This window comes from Nocardioides sp. (genome assembly GCF_035703625.1).
Lineage (GTDB): Bacteria > Actinomycetota > Actinomycetes > Propionibacteriales > Nocardioidaceae > Nocardioides.
Genome location: NZ_DASSXS010000094.1, coordinates 1 through 17,560 on the forward strand (window position 1 = coordinate 1; position 17,560 = coordinate 17,560).

Annotated in this window: 15 protein-coding genes and 1 pseudogene; 4 read left to right on the forward strand and 12 right to left on the reverse strand. The window is 70.9% G+C overall.

The features are described 5' to 3' along the window. Both VFN12_RS04795 and VFN12_RS04800 read right to left on the reverse strand, forming a co-directional pair. On the reverse strand, window positions 1-486 hold a 486-nt coding region (locus VFN12_RS04795; protein ID WP_325117462.1), incomplete at its 3' end, for a hypothetical protein. A 347-nt stretch (window positions 487-833) separates the two neighbouring features. Beyond that, window positions 834-1,115, reverse strand: coding sequence for a hypothetical protein (locus VFN12_RS04800; protein WP_325117463.1), 282 nt, complete (start codon window positions 1,113-1,115; stop codon window positions 834-836). A gap of 241 nt (window positions 1,116-1,356) precedes the next feature. Between VFN12_RS04800 and VFN12_RS04805 the strand changes: the two genes are divergently transcribed. Together VFN12_RS04805 and VFN12_RS04810 are read left to right on the forward strand one after the other, a co-directional pair. Then, the gene (locus VFN12_RS04805) at window positions 1,357-2,919 is read left to right on the forward strand and encodes a multicopper oxidase domain-containing protein (protein ID WP_325117464.1); all 1,563 of its coding nucleotides are present in this window, start codon (window positions 1,357-1,359) and stop codon (window positions 2,917-2,919) included. Window positions 2,920-2,952: 33 nt separating this feature from the next. Beyond that, window positions 2,953-4,359 carry a multicopper oxidase domain-containing protein gene (locus VFN12_RS04810; RefSeq protein WP_325117465.1) on the forward strand — a complete coding sequence of 469 codons (1,407 nt, stop codon included), beginning with the start codon at window positions 2,953-2,955 and terminating at the stop codon, window positions 4,357-4,359. A 423-nt stretch (window positions 4,360-4,782) separates the two neighbouring features. Here VFN12_RS04810 and VFN12_RS04815 read toward each other — a convergent pair whose 3' ends face one another. Genes VFN12_RS04815 through VFN12_RS04830 form a run of 4 tightly spaced genes read right to left on the reverse strand, consistent with a single transcriptional unit; the run spans window position 4,783 to window position 8,157 of the window. Beyond that, a complete protein-coding gene (locus VFN12_RS04815) occupies window positions 4,783-5,721 on the reverse strand; it encodes an ABC transporter substrate-binding protein (RefSeq protein ID WP_325117466.1) in 939 nt (312 codons plus the stop codon). A gap of 3 nt (window positions 5,722-5,724) precedes the next feature. Then, window positions 5,725-6,447, reverse strand: coding sequence for an ABC transporter permease (locus VFN12_RS04820; RefSeq protein ID WP_325117467.1), 723 nt, complete (start codon window positions 6,445-6,447; stop codon window positions 5,725-5,727). Then, complete coding sequence (locus VFN12_RS04825) at window positions 6,444-7,112, reverse strand: ABC transporter permease (RefSeq protein ID WP_325117468.1); 669 nt, start codon at window positions 7,110-7,112, stop codon at window positions 6,444-6,446. The genes VFN12_RS04820 and VFN12_RS04825 overlap by 4 nt, the downstream gene beginning before the upstream one ends. A gap of 1 nt (window position 7,113) precedes the next feature. Beyond that, window positions 7,114-8,157 (reverse strand): ABC transporter ATP-binding protein, encoded by a 1,044-nt coding sequence (locus VFN12_RS04830; protein ID WP_325117469.1) that lies wholly within the window; start codon window positions 8,155-8,157, stop codon window positions 7,114-7,116. Between the two features lie 113 nt (window positions 8,158-8,270). Between VFN12_RS04830 and VFN12_RS04835 the strand changes: the two genes are divergently transcribed. Continuing rightward, window positions 8,271-9,689, forward strand: a complete 1,419-nt coding sequence (locus VFN12_RS04835; protein ID WP_325117470.1) for an aromatic amino acid ammonia-lyase — start codon at window positions 8,271-8,273, stop codon at window positions 9,687-9,689. Window positions 9,690-9,725: 36 nt separating this feature from the next. Here the strand turns inward: VFN12_RS04835 and VFN12_RS04840 are convergent, their stop codons facing one another. The 5 genes and pseudogenes from VFN12_RS04840 to VFN12_RS04860 form a co-directional block, all read right to left on the reverse strand. Further along, window positions 9,726-11,207, reverse strand: a complete 1,482-nt coding sequence (locus VFN12_RS04840; protein WP_325117471.1) for an aromatic amino acid lyase — start codon at window positions 11,205-11,207, stop codon at window positions 9,726-9,728. Beyond that, window positions 11,204-12,226 carry an ornithine cyclodeaminase family protein gene (locus tag VFN12_RS04845; RefSeq protein WP_325117472.1) on the reverse strand — a complete coding sequence of 341 codons (1,023 nt, stop codon included), beginning with the start codon at window positions 12,224-12,226 and terminating at the stop codon, window positions 11,204-11,206. The genes VFN12_RS04840 and VFN12_RS04845 overlap by 4 nt, the downstream gene beginning before the upstream one ends. Window positions 12,227-12,255: 29 nt before the next feature. Then, window positions 12,256-12,804: a cysteine dioxygenase family protein gene (locus tag VFN12_RS04850; RefSeq protein ID WP_325117473.1), complete on the reverse strand. Its 549-nt coding sequence runs from the start codon at window positions 12,802-12,804 to the stop codon at window positions 12,256-12,258. Next, window positions 12,801-13,706: an amidohydrolase family protein gene (locus VFN12_RS04855; protein WP_325117474.1), complete on the reverse strand. Its 906-nt coding sequence runs from the start codon at window positions 13,704-13,706 to the stop codon at window positions 12,801-12,803. The genes VFN12_RS04850 and VFN12_RS04855 overlap by 4 nt, the downstream gene beginning before the upstream one ends. 131 nt (window positions 13,707-13,837) lie before the next feature. Continuing rightward, a pseudogene (locus VFN12_RS04860) lies at window positions 13,838-14,071 on the reverse strand (acyl-CoA dehydrogenase family protein); the annotation flags it as partial. A gap of 273 nt (window positions 14,072-14,344) precedes the next feature. Between VFN12_RS04860 and VFN12_RS04865 the strand changes: the two are divergent. Further along, window positions 14,345-16,291 carry a primary-amine oxidase gene (locus tag VFN12_RS04865; protein WP_325117475.1) on the forward strand — a complete coding sequence of 649 codons (1,947 nt, stop codon included), beginning with the start codon at window positions 14,345-14,347 and terminating at the stop codon, window positions 16,289-16,291. A 36-nt stretch (window positions 16,292-16,327) separates the two neighbouring features. Here VFN12_RS04865 and VFN12_RS04870 read toward each other — a convergent pair. Further along, the coding region (locus tag VFN12_RS04870) for an aminotransferase class III-fold pyridoxal phosphate-dependent enzyme (protein ID WP_325117476.1) at window positions 16,328-17,560 on the reverse strand (1,233 nt) is incomplete at its 5' end.

Consider the following 17,560-nt stretch of genomic DNA (forward strand, 5'->3'; position numbering starts at 1 on the left):
GCACCCGACCTCCTCGACGTGCCTGATCCGACCGGTCAGGTCATCGGGCTCCACGGGGTCCGGGTCCAGCACTGCCGTGGCCACGGCCTGGCCGTACGGATGTGTGAGGGTGTACTGCTCGCCCGGGACGAGGTCGCGAACGCGGATCCGGATGCGGCCAGTGACCATCGGACGACCGCTCGTCGGGTCGAAGCCGGCGCTGACCTCCATCTCCAGGCCTTGGCCGGTGAGCCCGGCCGGAGGTGCCGCAGTAGCCGCCCAGTAGACCGCCTCACCGCCGGCCGCCGGAGTGAGGAGGGCGGAGGTGGTCGAGCACGCGGTGCCGTCGAGGCAGAGCTCGAGCCGCTGGCCGTCGGCGTCCTCGTACCACCGGGGGAAGCCTTGAGGGCCGATGATCGGACTGCTGCCTACCACTGCCTGTGCCGGGTCGGCGGCGACGGACAGTGTGCCCACGGCCATCGCCAGCGCGGCGAGCACGGCCGGCATGCGACTTCGCGTACGACGCCACCAGGGGGTGGGTCGATCCAGATCCACGGGTGAGACCCCTTGCGCGTTCCCCTGCAGGCCCCAAAACATCCGCTCGGAAGTTGCAATCTCAACGATCGTAGGTCGCGGGGATCGAGGTCGTCCATCACCCGTTCGGGCCACCGTGGCCCGACGCACATGGGCCAGACATGCCGCACCGCCGCGTCGATGGGGCCTCCGATGCGACGGTGTGGCTTGGGGTTGTTCCTGTACCAACCCCGTACTTCATGGTCGCGCTCTGTGTCCCTGAGCCGCAGAGGCGAAATCCCCCACTGGTGAGGACCTCGGTCACATGTCGTGCCCACCGATCAGGGCCAGACGGCAAACTTGAGAATGACCTGGCCGCCGCTGAAGTGGACCGATACGTATGCGAGCCGCGGTCGATGGCACGCGCGGTAGACGCGCACGTCGTGACCTCCGGCCTTCGAGACGGACGTGCCGTCCGTGTCGAAGATCCGCTGGACGCGGAGCTTGGGCGTGCCGCTGTGAACCTGCCGATACTCGCTGCGGGTCACACATCCCGGAGTGTCCGCGGTAGCGGATGTTGGCACCGCGAAGGCGGTTCCGATGACAAACAGCAGGATGAGCATGAGACGCATTGCTCCCCCTCTCGGGTCGACTCCTACACAGGACCACACGTTGCGCCGGGCCGCAGCGGCCATAGGACCTACCCAAGGCTGCGGATAGTCCCCCGTTCATCCCCCGTTCGCGCTGACCCGAATGGGTGATGGACGCCCTCGGATTCCACGACCTACGATCGTTGAGATTGCAACTTCCGAGCGGATGTTTGGGGCCTGCAGGGGACGCGCAAGGGGTTCCTGACCCGTGGACGTGGATCGACGCACCTTCCTGAAGGCCGGCAGCATCGTCGGGGGTGGCGGCCTGGCGATCTGGCTCGGAGGAGCCAGCCCTGCCTGGCGGGGAGCCGAGTCCGCGTTCGCGGCCACCACGCGAACGCTGCACTTGCGGGTCACCGACGCCATGAAAGAAATGGCGACGCACAACACCATCAACCCGGCCGAGTGCTACTTCTGGGTCTATCAGGTGGTGCGCCCGGCGGGAATCCAGGCAGAGGTACCCGGGCCGAACCTCTTCTGCCGAGCGGGGGACGTCGTCACCATCGTCCTCGAGAACGACCTCGACGAGCCGCACAACTTCGCTGTCCCGGCGGCCAGGATCAAGAGTCCTCCGGTGCGACCTCGCGGCCGCGTCACGTTCAGGTTCAGGGCACCCAAGCCCGGTACCTACCTCTACTACGACAGCCTGAACGCCCCGGTGAACCGGATGATGGGGCTGCACGGCGCGCTGGTCGTGATGCCACGCCCCGCCAACGGCACCCCCTACAGCTCCAACGACGGCAGACGCAACCCGCGCATGAGGCAGCTGTTCGCCGACCTGGGGAGGGCAGCCCACTGGCCCGGGCTGGCCTGGGACCAAGGGGGGCTGAACCCCGGCGGATTCCCACCCACGCCACCCTTCCGCCAGTACATCTGGGTGCTGCACGAGGCCAGCCCACGGCTGTTCGAGGAGGTCGGCCGAGCGCCCCGAGGTCGCAACTTCAACCCGAGGACCTTCGAGGAACGGTTCCTCGACGACCGGGTCCTCCTCAACGCGCCGGGCGTCGCCCCCGACGAGAACCACACCCCGCAGTACTGCGCGATCAACGGGCAGTCCGGACACTTCGCACACGCCTCACCGTTCATCACTCCGCACCTGCGCGTGGGTGAGCCCTGCGTCATCCGTGTCCTCAACGCCGGCATGTGGTCGCACTCGATGCACCTGCACGCCAACCACTTCTACGTGCTGGCGGTCAACAACAGCTTCCGCTACCAGCCGCAGATCCTGCCCGGCCAGCACGACAACCACATCTGGGCCGACACCTTCACCGCGCGTCCGCTGGACTGCTGGGACTGGCTGGTGCCGTACATGCGACCCCCGGATGTTCCGAACGTCCGAGGCATCGGCCTCCCCGACCTCCCACGACGGTCCCGGGCGGCGCCCATCGACACCTTCGGGGACGACGCGAACGGGCTGACGCCGCGGGCGAGGCGCACCTGGCCGCCGATCCAGGAGCTTCACATGAACATCCCACCGATCGGAACCGTCGCGGGCGACGGTCGTCCCATGCACGTGCCGCTGTCGCCGGTCTGCTACCCGATGCACGACCACTCGGAGCCGTCCCAGGCCGCCCAGGGGGGCAACTACAACATGGGCCTGATCGCCGGCATCAACTTCATCGGCGACCGCAACATCGATGCGAATGGTCGGCGTGACGGCAACCCGAACCGCTCGCTGACCTTCCCGCACACTCCTCTGGTCCGTACCGCCCGGGCGACCGGCGCCGCCGCGGGTCCGAGACCGCCTTTCCCCCACGTGCCCCGGGGCAACGTCTAGACCGATCGACCGCCCAGAGACCAGGAGACAACGATGTCAGTCGCCAACCCACGTGTCCGGATCAGACGCCGGTCGGTGGAAGCTCCCGCCGGAGACGTCGGCATGTGGGTCAAGATGTTCGACCCCCCGACCGAGAGCCCGCCCACCCCCGAGCTGATCCCGCCGACCAACCCCGTGCCCGAAGTCATGGCGGCGGCCGGCCTGACCAACTCACCCCCGTCGCCCCACCTGTGGGAGACCGACCTGCTGCACGGGCTCTCCGCGGCCACGTGGGACAACCGGCCCGGCGGTCTCGAGTTCTTCACGCTGGACCAGCCGAACAACCGTGCGGCCTCGGGGACCTTTCCCGGTCCTACGGTGCGCATCCCGCGGGGTGCGATCTTCCACTCGTCGACGCAGGGCAAGGGCCCCCCGCCACACACGATCCACTGGCACGGGATGGAGCCGACGCCGATGAACGACGGCGTGGGCCACTGCTCGATGGAGATCGGGAGCTACACCTACCAGTTCCAGCCCAACTTCATGGGGTTCTACTTCTACCACTGCCACCGCAACACGGTGCAGCACTTCGAGTTCGGGCTCTACGGGGCGCTGATCATCCACACCCCGGACGCGTTCCACGCCTCGCTCAACCCCGACGGCACGCTCAACAGCATCCCGATCGGCGCCAGCAGGGACGGTAACTTCCGTGTCGCCGCCAACCTCAAGGGCACACCGCTGGCACGGCTGCAGCGCAACTTCCGGCCGCTCACGGCCCGGGACCCTCGCGGGGAGTTCCCCACCGACCCGCACGCGCACACCGTGCCCTACGACGTGGAGGCGCTGTGGGTCGTCGACGACCGCGACTCCGTGTGGAGCGACATCGCCAGCGACGCGCGTGAGTTCTTCCCTGCGCACGGCAGCACCCCCGGGGTCGACGACCAATGGGCCCGAGGCATCTTCAACGAGTACCGCTCCGACTACTGGTTCGTCACCGGCATCCCGGTGGTGCCCCTCGACCGGGTCAAGCGCCTGGGCAACGTCGGTCGCATCCGGGCGCGCGCCGTCATCCCTCCGGGACTCAATGGAGGGATCGGTGCCAACGCACCCGGCACCGCGACGCAGGTCCCGATCAACGCCCGGGTCAACGACACGATCCTCATCCGGGTGCTCGATGCGGCGTACAACTACGCACGGATCACCTTCCCCGCCGACGTGGTCATCATCGCCTTCGACGGCCGGGCGCTCGGGGTTCCGCCGTTCGGGCGCTACAACCACTCGTTCCTTCTCAGGGCGGGTACGCCGATCCTGCTCAGCACCGCTCGCAGGTTCGACTGCCTCATGAGGCCGACCCGGCCCATGAACAGCTTCGCCAAGGTCGAGTTCCTCGACACCCAGAGCCGCAGCCGCGGTCCCGGTCGCTTGCGGCAGACCGCCCGCATCCCGATCCGGATCCGCTGACACCCCGGGGCCGGCCGTCGCGGGAGCCGGGGTCCCGGGAGCCCATCGAGGAGGCCGCCATGCACGATCTGAAACGTCGCCGGCGAACCGACGAGGGCATGCTGTCGCTGGTGCAGGTGCTCTCAGCGTGTGCCGCGTACGCCCTGGCCCTGGCCCTGTGCGTCCTCGTGTTCGGCCTCTCCCCCGGCGCCGAGAGCCCCGCCGTGCCTCCGCCCCAGCACCCCCACGTCGTCGACCCGACCGGCGCCCCCCTCGAGGCCGGGGTGGCTTCGAACCCACGGTGCACCTCGGCGCGCGCCGGGGCGCGCCCGTGCGGCCACGAGCACAGCGGGCTCGATCACCAGCCGGGCCACGACGTGCACCAGCGGCTGTCGCCGAGGCAGCTGTCACTGGCGAAGTGGGGATCCCAGAATCACGTAGCGGTCAGACCAGGCCGTTCTCCTCGAGGAAGTCCTCGGCCACGGTGACCGGGTCCTCCTTGTCGACCTGCACGCGGGCCAGCGCCTCGGTGAGGTTCTGGGTCGTGAGCGCCTCGGAGACGCCGTTGAGCGCTTCCTCGACCTCCGGCGTCACTGCATCGGACTGGATCAGCGGCACGATGTTCTGTGACAGGTAGAGGTTCTCGGGGTCATCGAGCACCACCCAGTCGTTCACCTCGATCGCCGAGTCGGTCGAGAAGATGTTGGCGACGTCGATGGACCCGTCCTCCAGCGCGCCGACGGTCAGCGGGCCACCCGGGTCGAGCGGCTTGAACTCCTCGAACTCCAGACCGTAGACCTCCTTCAGCCCGACCAGCCCCTGGAACCGCTCGCGGAACTCCGGTCCGGCGCCCACGACGAGCTGGTCGGCGACCGGCTCCAGGTCGGCGATCGACTGCAGGTCGTACTTCTCCGCCGTCTCCTGCGTGACCGTCAGGGTGTCCTTGTCCTCGGCCTCGGACTGCGGCAGCGTCTCGCTGCCCTCGGGCAGCTCGCTCTGCAACGCGTCGTACACCTCGTCGGGTGAAGTGACGTCCTCAGGGACCAGCTCAGGAGCGATCAGGTACGACAGCAACGCGCCGTTGTACTCCGGGAGCAGGTCGATGTCGCCGTCCTCGAACGCCTTCATGTAGACCTCGCGGGCCCCGATGTTGGGCTGCGTCTCGACGCTGACGTCCTTGGCCTCGAGCGCCTGGGCGTACATCTGCATCAACAGCTCGTTCTCGGGGAAGTTCGCGGAGCCGACGACGATCGTGTCGCCACCGCCCTCACCCTCCGAGAAGGGGTCCTCGCTGGATTCCCCACCGCCGCATGCGTTCAACGCCAGGACGGCGAGGACGGCGACCGCGGACAGCGGCCGGGCGTAACGGGTGTGAGTGGACATCAGTCACCTTTCGTTGGGTTGGAGTTCGTCGAGCCGGGTGGGGGTGCGGGGACCGCGCTCGGCGCGGCCGTCGACCCCGGGCGAGACCAGACCACGCTGGAGGGCGGCGATCAGCAGGTCGAGGGTGACCGCCAGCACCGCGACGAGGATCGCTCCGGCCACCACGCGCGGGTAGTCGCGGAGCGCGAGGCCGTCGAAGAGGTAGCGGCCCAGGCCGCCGAGGCCGACGTACGCCGCGATGGTGGCCGTGGACACGACCTGGAGAGTGGCGTTGCGCAGCCCGCCGGCGATGATCGGCAGCGCGTCGGGCACCTCCACCTGCGCCGCGATCTGGAAGCCGGTCATGCCGACCCCTCGGGACGCGTCGACGGTGGCGGGGTCGACCGAATTCACGCCGGCGTAGGTCGAGGTCAGGATCGGCGGTATCGCGAGGATCACCAGCGCGACGGTGGCCGGGACCAGCCCGGTGCCGGCCAGCGCCACCACCAGCATCAGCACCCCCAGCGTCGGCAGGGCCCGGCCGGCGTTGCCGGCGTTGATCGCCAGGAACGTGGCCTTGCCGGTGTGGCCGATGAGGACGCCCAGGGGGAAGGCGATCACGAAGGCGATCACCACCGCGAGCCCCGTGTACATGAGGTGCTCCAGGATCCGCTGCGGGAAACCGTCATCGGCACCGGGCGCCCAGTTGGCGCCGTCGAGGAGGAAGCTGAAGGTGCCGTCGCTCATCGCGACACCCCCACGCGTGCCCACGGGGTGAGCGCCCGCTGCGCCAGGACGATCATGAGGTCGGCGGTCAGCGCCAGGAGCACCGACAGCACCAGGCCGATCACGATCGGTGGTGTGTAGAAGCCGAGCTGGAACCCGCGGGTGAACAGCTGGCCGAGGCTGTCGATCCCGATCAGCGCGGAGACCGTGACCATGCTGATGTTGGCAACCGTGGCCACCCTCAGTCCGGCCAGCACGACGGGGAGCGAGAGGGGCAGCTCGACGGCGAACCAGCGCCGTAGCGGCGTGTATCCCATGGCGACCGCGGCCTGGATCGCCTGCGGCTCCACCGAGGACAGGCCGTCGGCGGTCGTGCGCACCAGCAGCGCGAGCGAGTACAGCGTCAACGCGATGACGACGTTGAGCGGGTCGAGGATGCCGGTGCCGATCAAGCCGGGCAGCAGGAGCAGCAGCGCCAACGACGGGATGGTGTAGACGATGCTCGACGCGGTCAGCACCGGGTGACGGGCCCAGCCGAAGCGGACCACCGTCCAGCCCAGCGGCAGCGACAGCACGAACGCGATCGCGACCGGCAGCAGCGCCAGCCAGATGTGCTGGGCGAGCGACTCCAGCACCGCCTCGCCGTTGGTCTCGAGGTAGTCCCGCACCTCGCCGAGGAACTCCATCTCAGGCGTCCCCGCCGAGTCGCGCGACCTGGTGTCGGCGGATGTGCTCGGCCAGGGCGGCATGCCTGACCACCCCGTCGGCCCTGCCGTCCGCGTCGACGCGGACCGCCGCTCCGGCGGGCGAGAGGATCGCCAGGTCGGCCACGGTGCGCAGGTTGTCCGAGACCGTCCACGTTCCCTCGGTCGGCAGCGTGCCCTGGGACGACTTCCACCCCTGGGGCCGGCCCTCGCCGTCGAGCTCGAGCACCAGTCCGTCGACCGCGGTGTCGACCGGCTCCACCGCGACCTCGCCGGCCGTGGCGAAGGAGAGGCCGCGGAAACCGCGGTCCCGGCCCACCAGCCGGGCGACGAAGTCGTCGGCGGGGGCGGCCAGCAGCTCCTCGGGCGGGGCCAGCTGCGCCAGCCGGCCGCCCTCACCGAACACCGCCACCTGGTCACCGAGCTTGACCGCCTCGTCGATGTCGTGCGTGACCAGCACGATCGTCTTGCCCAGGTCCTGCTGCAGGCGCAGGAACTCCTGTTGCAGGCTCTGCCGCACCACCGCGTCGACGGCCGAGAACGGCTCGTCCATCAGCATCACCGGCGGATCCGCCGCCAGCGCCCGCGCGACGCCCACCCGCTGCTGCTGCCCGCCCGAGAGCTGCGCGGGGTAGCGGTCGCCCAGGGCCGGGTCGAGGCCGACCCGCTCCAGCAGCTCCCGCGCGTGGCTGCGCGCCTCCCGGCGACTCACCCCGGACAGCACCGGGACGGTGGCCACGTTGTCGACGACCGTCCGGTGCCGGAACAGGCCCGCGTGCTGGATGACGTACCCGATGCCGCGGCGCAGCTTCACCACGTCGAGGCTCCGGATGTCCTCCCCGTCGAGGCGGATCGTCCCGGACGTCGCATCGACCATCCGGTTGATCATGCGCAGGGAGGTGGTCTTCCCGCACCCGGACGGTCCCACGAAGACGGTGATCGCGTTGTCCGGGATGGACAGGCTCAGGTCGTCGACCGCGGTGGTTCCGCCGGGATAGACCTTGGTGACGCCCTCGAACTCGATCACGAACCGCTCCTCTCGGCACCGGGTCCGGACTGACCTCGGGGCGCGTCGACCATTGTGCAGTTTCTTGATACACAAACCAATTTGGGGTCCGCCCCTTCGCCTAGGATCGGGCTGTGCTGTCCGCCACCGCGCTCGACCCTGCCACCTTGCGGAGCCTGGCGCGTGGCACCTCGCATGACGAGACGCTACCGAATGCGGAGCAGATGGCGGCGGTTGAGCGCGCGCACGTGTCGGCGGTGCGGGCCGGCGAGGCCGGACGGGTGTACGGACTGACGACCGGTGTCGGCGCCCTCAAGGACGTCCCGGTCGGCGAGGTCGGGGACCAGGACGGGGAACGTTCGCTGCGGCTGTGGCGAAGCCACGCCGCAGGCGTCGGCCCAGAGGCTGACGACGACGTGGCGCGGGCGACGATGCTGGTCCGGCTCCAGCAGCTGCTCCGCGGTGGCGCCGGTGTCTCGCCGGGCCTGGTCCGTGGGCTGGCCGAGGCGTGCGGAGCCGGAGTGGTGCCGCGGCTGCACACGACAGGGGCGATCGGGACCGGCGACCTCGCGCAGCTCTCCGAGCTCGGCCTGACCCTGGCCGGGGAGCTCCCGTGGAAGTCAGGTGAGCGTCCCCCGGCCCGGGTCGCCGCTACCGACGGGCTCGCGTTCGTGAGCAGCAACGCGCTGACGGTGGCCACCGCCGCGCTGGCGGTGGCAGATCTCGACGACCTGGCCGAAGCGGCCGACCGGGTCGCCGCCCTCTCCCACCTCGGACTGCTGGGAGCGATGGAGGCGTACGACGCACGCGCCCTCGCGTCGAAGCACGACCCATGGGCCGCCGGCGTCGCCGAGCGGCTGCGCCACCTGCTCGGCGACGGCCCCGAGGCGGCGCGGCTTCAGGACCCGTTCGCGCTGCGCACGGTCCCCCAGGTGCACGGGACGCTCCGGGAGGCGCTGGCGACTGCGCGCAGCGCCCTGACCGCGGAGATCGGCGCCGGTTCCGAGAACCCCCTGGTCACCGACGACGGCGTCCTCCACCACGGCCACTTCCTCACCCAGCGGCTTGCGACCAGCCTCGACACGGTGCGTGCTGCCGCCCATCCGTTCGCCGCACTCTCAGCGGCGCGCACCTCCGCGCTCATGGACCCGCGGCTGACCGGGCTCCCGCCGTTCCTCGCGGCGGACACCGCAGGCAGCTCCGGCCTGATGATCCTGGAGTACGTCGCCGCCGACCTCGTCACCCGAGCGCGACGGCTCGCCGCCCCGACGACCACCGGGGCCGTGCTGTCGCTGGGCCTGGAGGAGCACGCGAGCTTCTCCACCCAGGGCGCACGTGCGGCACGCGAGCTGATCGGCGTGCTCGGGGAGCTGTTGGGCTGCGAGCTGGTCGCGGCGGTGCGGGCGCTGCGCCTGGCCCCGGAGCGTGCCCTGGACTGCCCGGCGCGCGAGCTCCTCGAGCGCGGCCGGGCGGTCCTGCCGGACATTGCCGACGACCACGTCCTCGGCCCGGACATCCGGGCCGCCACCGCGCTGCTGACCCGAACTGGCTGACCCGAACTGGCTGACCGGGATGGAAGCCAGCGAGAGTCAGTCGGGCCAGCCGCCTTCGAGCAGCACTGCGAGCGCCTCGAGGTCCTCGCCCCAGGGCCGGTCCTCGGTGGTGCCGGGCACGATGTCGCGGACCCGCGCCATCGCCTCGACCAGCTCGGGAGCGCCGGCCGGCCGGCCCGGCGCCAGTGCGTGGGACTGGTGGACCGCAAGGAGCTCGCAGGCGATCACCCCACGGGCCGCGGCGAGGGCGTCACGCAGGCGCTCGGCGGCCTCCTGGGCGTACGCCTGCACGTCTTCCTGCCCCTGCGAGGTCTCGTGGGTGCCCATGGCGGTGAAGCCGGCCGGGGCCTGGGCGTGCACCAGGCCGACCGCATGCTTGTGCACGGCGACCAGGCCCGCCTGGGGCCCTGGATCGGCACTGAGCTGGGCCGGCAGCCCGGTGAACGCGGGGTCGAGCAGCCGGTGGAGCCGGGCCGTGCCGACCTCGGCCGCATGGAGCAACGCCCCCCGGACCCCGTCGAAGGCCGCGGAGAGCTCGAGCCCGTGAAAGCCGGCGGTGCCGACGAACCGGCCACCGTTCCCGTCGTCCAGCCAGGCCGGGGAGTCGGTGACGCCGGCCATTGCGCGCCCGACCGCGGCCTCGAGGGTCGCGACGGCGCGCGCCAGGTGGGCGAGCACGGGCCCGACCACCCGGAAGGACGTCGGGGCCTGCAGGTGCACCGGGGCTCCCGACTCCTCGCCCAGCAGGCTGCGCAGGTCGTCGAGCACCCTGGCGAGCAGGTCGTCGCCACGGGCGGTCCCGGCGCGGTAGGGGTCGCGGGAGGCGCCGACGAGCACCACCTCGGCGGCTGCCACCAGGGTCCACTGCCGCAGCAGGGCACGCACCTCATCGGCCCGCAGCACCGCCAGCGCCGTGGCGACGGGCACCCCCTGCAGCAGCGCCACCCCCTCCTTGGCCCCGAGCCGCGGTGGTCGGTGCTGGGTGAGCAGCGTGGCGGCCTCGACCGCCTCTCCCCCGCCGTCCATCATCCGTCCCGTCCCGGCCAGGTGTGCCCACGCGTGCGCCAGGGGGACGATCTCTCCGGCCGCCCCGGACGGCGTACGCGGCACTGCCGGCACGAGATCCTCGGCGAGCAGGGTGGCCAGCCAGGCGCACAGCTCGGCGGACACCCCGGCATCGCCGGACAGGAACGTCCGCAGCCGTACGGCGACCACGGCCCGGGCCTCCGCTCTCGACAACCACGGCGGACCACCCACCGCACGGCCGACCAGCAACCGCCGGGACTGCTCCGCCTGCTCGTCGGCGTCGAGCCGGGTCCCCGCGAGGGCACCCATCCCGGTCGTCACCCCGTAGACGGGTTGGTCGCCGCCGAGGGCGCCCAGGACCTCCGCGCGCCGACGGTGCAGGCCGTCGAGCAGCGTGTCTCCCAGCTCGGGGAACGCGCCGGCGGCACATGCCAGCACCCCGGCAGGGCCGAGGTCCTCCGGTGCGGCCACCAGCACCGGCCGGCGGGTCACCGGAACCGGACCATCGTGCCGAGGTCGGCCTGCCTCGCGCGCTCGAGGATCAGCTGGCCCACGGCGACGTCGAGGATCGACAGGCCGCGGTGCCAGTAGAGGATCCGCTCGTCGTCGCTCTCGCGACCGGGTCGCCTGCCGGTGACGACGTCACCGATCTCGGCGTGCAGCGTCTCGCGCGTCAGCGCGCCCGACCGCAGATGCGGCCGCAGTGCCCCGAACTGCCCCGCCTGTGCCTCCCGCCAGTCGTCGACGACGACCTTGTCCACGACGTCGAGCAGCCGCGGGTCGAGCGCGCTCACGGTGCCGTAGGGGACGAGCAGCGACCCCGGGGCCAGGAGGTCGGGCGTCACCAGCGGCGTCGGCTCCACCAGCCGCGTCGCCTCCACCGCGATGTCGGCGCCGTCGAAGGTCTCTCCGACGCTGCCGGTCACGACGACGGGCGTGTCGAGCTCCTCCCGCAGCTGCGCCGCGAAGGCCTCCCGCGACTCGGGGCGGCGGCTGGTCACCCGGATCTCCGTGAGGTCGAACATCGCGTCGAGCATCACCACGTTGGAGTGCGCGGTGCCGCGCGCCCCGACGTGGCCGAGGACCTTCGAGTCGGGGCGGGCCAGGTGACGGGCGCCGACCGCGGTCATCGCCCCCGTGCGGACCTCGGTGATCAGGGTCGCGTCGATGATGGCCTGCGGGACCCCGGTCCAGGGGTCGTAGAGCGTCAGCAGCGCCAGCTCGCTCGGCAGCCCGAGCTCGTAGTTCGGGACGAAGTCACCGACCACCTTCACCCCGCTGACGCCGTGGTCACCGAGCGTCGAGACGTGCCCCCGCAGGACGTTGAAGTGGCCACGGCCGCCGTTGTCGGGAACCAGGTGCGTGCGCGGCTCGAAGACCGTCTCGCCGTCGCCGTGGGCCGCCACCACCCCGGTCGCCGCTGCGACGACCTCGGCGGGGGTCAGTCCCAGCTGATCGATGTCGGGACCGGAGACGAAGCGCAGCCACAGCGGATCGGACGACAGGGACACCGATGATCTCCTCAGGACGGACGGAACGGTCACGCGTCGAGCGGGCGGAGCTCCTCGGCGTACGACACCGAGACCCGACGCATCTCGCCATCGGCACCGATCGCGTACTGGCCCATCCGCCACAGCGGTGGGGAGTAGACGTGGATCGACACCGAGCCGTCGACACTACCGCCCATCCGGTGGATGTGGTCAGGACCGAACGCGAAGGCGCTCCCCTCGGTGATCACCCCCTCCGCCGGGTCACCGCCCAGCCGTGGCCGGCTCTCCCGGACGGCGCCCCGGGTCACGGCGACGGCCCCGGAGGAGAGGTCGTGGTCGTGCCAGCCGGTGTCGTCCTCGAGGTTCCAGCACAGCAGCCACACGTCGACGTCGGCGTCACGGTGCAGCGAGACGTAGTGCCGGGTGCCGACGTGGTGGGCGACGTGCCGCTCCCAGATGTCCGGCCGGGCGGCCAGCGCCCGGACCCAGGCCAGCAGCTCATCGGTGTCCATCACGCGGCCCGGCAGCGGGGGCAGCTCGGCAGCAGCGAGGGCGCCCGACACGATGGTGCGCTCGGGGTCTTCTGCGGCGATCGTCATCGGGGCCCTCCGTGCAGGAAGTGGTGCGGGTTGACGACCTCGACCGCACGGTCGAAGGCCGGCCCCAGGGCGAGGTCCGTCGGCCCGGCGTACGGACGGTCGGTGCCGTGCACCAGGGCGTCGGCACCCACGACCCGGGTCATCGCGTCGACGGCCTGGCGTCCGTAGGACGACGTCTCGTAGAACACCCCCGGGTCGATCTCGCCGAGCGAGCCGCCGCGCTGGGCGAGGCGCTCGTGGTGCAGCGGGGCGAGGCCGGCCAGCGCCACGAACCCGATCCGCAGCCGCGGCAGCAGGGACCGGCCCGCGGCGTGCCAGGCGAACCAGGCCGCCGTGAGCTGGGCGGGATACGAGGTGAGGGCGGCCCACCAGCCGGGGACCTCCGACTCGGGCGCCGCGACGGGGCCGGGATGGACGAGCACCGGCAGGTCGGCGGTCTCCGCCACTTCCAGCACCGGCGCCAGCTGCTCCACCGCATGGGGGGTGGTCATCACCGTGGCGGGCACCTGCAGCCCGCAGACCGAGGGCCGCGCCAGCACCCGGGCGAGCTCGGCAGGGTCGTGCTCGACCAGCCGGGGCGCCGCCCACAGGGCTCGGCCCGCGGGGAGGTCGTCCGCGTACTCGTGCCAGGCGGCGAGCAGCGGCGCGGACTCCTCCGGCGGCAGCAGCTCGATGCCCAGGGGGCTCGAGAGCGACAGGAGGACCAGATCGACGCCGTCATCGGCGTCGGCGCGGTGCCGCTTCGCTGCGTCGTGGTCGCCCGGCTCGACGGCGTACGGCGCCTCGCCCTCGAGCAGCAGCTCCCACCCGTCGAGGCGGGGTGGCCGGGAACGGCGGCGGAGCTCCTCCACGAGGGCCTCCGGCCACAGGTGCTGGTGACAGTCAGTCCTCGCGGCGAGCATTAGTCCACCATAACGGTGGACTTTGAGGACCCGGTGTCACGCCCCTCCGACACGCCGCCCCCGTCTGCGGCCCGTCTGCGGCCCGGTCCTGTCGCCGATGTCCGGCGTGACCACGTGATCGGGTTGACCCGTCAGCGGAAGGCGGCGATGCCGGCCATCGCCTGGCCGACGACGAGGGTGTGCATCTCGACGGTGCCCTCGTGGGTCAGCACCGACTCGAGGTTGTTGGCGTGCCTCATCACCGGGTACTCCAGCGAGATGCCGTTGGCGCCGAGGATGGCCCGTGACCTCCGGCAGATCTCGAGCGCCTCGCGCACGTTGTTCAGCTTGCCGAGGCTGACCTGCTCCGGGCAGTCGTAGCCCTCCAGGTTGCATGCCGAGCAGGCCGAGGTCGCCGAGCTGCTTCATCAGCCCCCGGGGGTCCTCGAGCCGAAAAGCCTCGAGCCAGCCGGTGACGTAGGGGGTCGCCGAGCCTGCTGCCGGTCCACTCGGGCTATGCCCCGGAGACCCCCGGTCGACGGCCCAGACGACCCACTTTCACCCGTACCACCGGTGCTGGCCGGGAGGGCACATCGGTGGTTACATGGCCGGAGGGGGCTCGGTCTTCGCCGGGCGCGGGTCTGGAGGAGGGCGACGTCATGTCAGTGCATCCGCTGGAGCCGTTGAGTGCGTCGGAGTTCCGGCAGACCGCGGCGATCCTTCGCCGGGACCAGGGCGTCACCGACTCCTGGCGGTTCGCCTCGATCGAGCTGCAGGAGCCTCCCAAGGCTGAGGTGAAGGCCTGGAGGGCCGGCGACCCGGTCCCTCGGGCGTCCTTGGCGGTGGTGTGGAACCGGGAGGACAACCAGGCCTACGAGGCGGTGGTCGACCTGACCGGTGACGCGGTCGGGTCGTGGACCCATCTGCCGGGGGTCTGCCCCAACTTCACCGTCGACGAGTGGCATGAGTGCGACGCGGCGATGCGCGAGCATCCCGAGGTCATCGCGGCCATGGCCCGGCGGGGGATCACCGACATGTCGCTGGTGTTCATCGACGTGTGGACCTACGGCAAGGCGCTGATGCCGGAGCAGTGGCGGGACCGGCGACTGGGGTGGTGCGACGTGTGGCGCCGCGAGGTGCCGGGCGGCAACCCGTATGCGCACCCGGTCTCGGGGATCAAGTTCATCGTGGACATGAACACCATGGAGCTGCTCCAGATCGAGGAGGACCGCGACATGGGGTCCCCGCAGGTGCAGGGCGAGTACATCCCCGGCATCTGGACCGGCGAGCAGCGCTCGGACCTCACCCCGCTGCACATCACCCAGCCCGAGGGGGTCTCCTTCACCGTCGAGGGCACCGAGCTGCGCTGGCAGAACTGGTCGATGCGGCTGGGCTTCAACTACCGCGAGGGGCCGGTGATCTACCAGGTCGCCTACGACGACCACGGCGAGGTCCGCGACATCGCCTACCGCCTCTCCTTCGCCGAGATGGTCGTGCCCTACCGCGATTCGTCCTTCGACCACTACCGCCGCACCGCCTTCGACATCGGCGAGTGGGGCCTGGGCTACATGACCACCTCGCTCGAGCTCGGCTGCGACTGCCTGGGCGAGATCGTCTACCTCGACGCGGTCCTGCACGACAGCAAGGGCGAACCCTGGGACATCACCAACGCCATCTGTCTGCACGAGGAGGACAACGCGGTCCTCTGGAAACACGTCGACGGCACCACCGGTGCCGAGGTCCGCCGGATGCGCCGCATGGTCGTCTCCTGCCACATCACCGTGGCCAACTACGAGTACCTGGTCTACTGGCGCTTCTACCAGGACGGCAACATCGAGTGCGAGGTACGCGCCACCGGCATCATGGTCACCACGCCCTACGCCGAGGGTTCCGAGCCGCCGCGCACCGGCACCGTCGTGGACAACCGCACCTACGCCCCCTTCCACCAGCACTTCATCGTCGCCCGACTCGACCTCGACGTCGACGGCGGCGAGAACACCGTGCTCGAGGTCGACTCCCAGGCCCTGCCCGTCACCGACACCAACCCCCACGGACTGGACCTGGTCACCAACGCCACACCGGTCCGCTCGGAGTCCGAGGCCGGACGCGACTACAACTGGCAGACACAGCGAGCCTGGAAGGTGGTGAACCCGAACCGGACCAACCGGCACGGCACCAACACCGCCTACAAGCTCGCCCCGAGCGCATGCTTCCCACCCATGCTCGACCCCGACACCGCCCAGTACCTCCGGGCACCGGTCATCGGTCACCAGCTCTGGGTCACCGCCCACCACGACGACGAACGCTGGCCCGCCGGCGCCCACCCCACCCAGTCCGAGACCGACCACGGCATCACCCGCTGGACCGCCGACGACGAGCCGCTGGAGAACACCGACATCGTGCTCTGGTACGTCTTCGGCATCCACCACATCACCCGCGTCGAGGACTGGCCCATCATGCCCGCCGACACCGTCTCCTTCTGGCTCAAACCCTTCGGCTTCTTCGACCAGAACCCCTCCATCGACGTCGCCCCCAGCGACACCACCAGCGGCAACCACTGCCACACGGGCGTGGACGACGAGCACGGCCACACCCACGACCACTGAGGAACGGGGCGCTTCCGGCTCGACGGGCCGAGCCCGTCACCAGCCCGCGCCGAGGACCTCGTCGAGCCGGTCCGTGAAGAAGTCCGCGCTGTCCTGGGTGATGCAGAGTGGCGGCTTGACCTTGAGCACGTTCGAGTAGTCACCCGTGGCGTGGTCGATGACGCCGAGCTCGCGCAGCCGTTCGCAGATGGCCGCCGCCTCCTCGGTGGCCGGCTCCCGGGTCTCAGGATCTCGCACCAGCTCCACCCCCTGGTAGAGACCGCGGCCGTGCACGCAGCCGATCAGCCGGTGCTGCTCGGCGAGGGCGCCGAGCCGCTTCGACAGGTGGCTGCCCACGCGGGCGGCGTTCTCCTGCAGGCCCTCGTCGCGGATCGCATCGAGCACCGCCAACCCGACGGCCGACGAGACCGGGCTGCCGCCGACCGAGGAGAAGAACGAGCCTTGCGACGAGAACTGCTCTGCGATCTCGCGACGGGTCACGACGAACCCGATGGGGTGGCCGTTGCCCGCCGCCTTGGCCATCGTGATCACGTCGGGGACCACGCCGTGGCTCTGGAAGCCCCAGAAGTCACTGCCGGTCCGGCCGTATCCGACCTGCACCTCGTCGGAGATGACGAGTCCGCCCGCAGCGCGCACGGACGCATAGACCTGCGGCAGGTACCCCGGAGGAATCTCGACCCCTCCGGCGTTGCCGGACAGCGGTTCGGCCACGAACGCGGCCGGACCGCCCGGGATCTGCGCGACGATGGACCGGACCGCATCCGCGTAGCGGTCCGCCGCATCCTCACCGCGGTGCTCGCCACGGTAGAGATTGGGCATCGGCGCCAGGTGGACCCACGGCGGCCTGGTGCCGCGTGAGTCGGGATTGTCGTTGAGCGTCGTCGAGATCTCGTCGGTTGCGGTCGACCAACCGTGGTAGCCGCCGGCCAGGCAGATGGTGTCCTTACGGGCGGTGACGTTGCGGACGATGCGCAGGGCGAGGTCGACGGCCTCGCTCCCCGAGTTGACGAAGAACACGGTGTCGAGCGGCTCCGGGAGCAGCTCGACGATGCGCTCGGCGTAGGTGACCATGGCGTCGTAGCAGAACCGCGAGTTGGTGTTGAGCAGCCCGAGCTGCCGGCTGGCCGCAGCGGTGACCCGAGGATGGCTGTGCCCGAGGACGGCGACGTTGTTGACCATGTCGAGGTAGGCCCTGCCCGACGTGTCGAACAAGTGGTGGCGCCAACCACGTTCGATGCGGGGTGGGCGCGCGTAGTAGTGCTCCTGGAC

Excerpts from the sequence above, each read along its gene's own strand:
- VFN12_RS04800 (WP_325117463.1), bottom strand. The coding sequence starts at position 1,115 with ATGCTCATCCTGCTGTTTGTCATCGGAACCGCCTTCGCGGTGCCAACA.
- VFN12_RS04810 (WP_325117465.1), top strand. The coding sequence starts at position 2,953 with ATGTCAGTCGCCAACCCACGTGTCCGGATCAGACGCCGGTCGGTGGAA.
- VFN12_RS04815 (WP_325117466.1), bottom strand. The coding sequence starts at position 5,721 with ATGTCCACTCACACCCGTTACGCCCGGCCGCTGTCCGCGGTCGCCGTC.
- VFN12_RS04820 (WP_325117467.1), bottom strand. The coding sequence starts at position 6,447 with ATGAGCGACGGCACCTTCAGCTTCCTCCTCGACGGCGCCAACTGGGCG.
- VFN12_RS04825 (WP_325117468.1), bottom strand. The coding sequence starts at position 7,112 with ATGGAGTTCCTCGGCGAGGTGCGGGACTACCTCGAGACCAACGGCGAG.
- VFN12_RS04850 (WP_325117473.1), bottom strand. The coding sequence starts at position 12,804 with ATGACGATCGCCGCAGAAGACCCCGAGCGCACCATCGTGTCGGGCGCC.
- VFN12_RS04855 (WP_325117474.1), bottom strand. The coding sequence starts at position 13,706 with ATGCTCGCCGCGAGGACTGACTGTCACCAGCACCTGTGGCCGGAGGCC.
- VFN12_RS04865 (WP_325117475.1), top strand. The coding sequence starts at position 14,345 with ATGTCAGTGCATCCGCTGGAGCCGTTGAGTGCGTCGGAGTTCCGGCAG.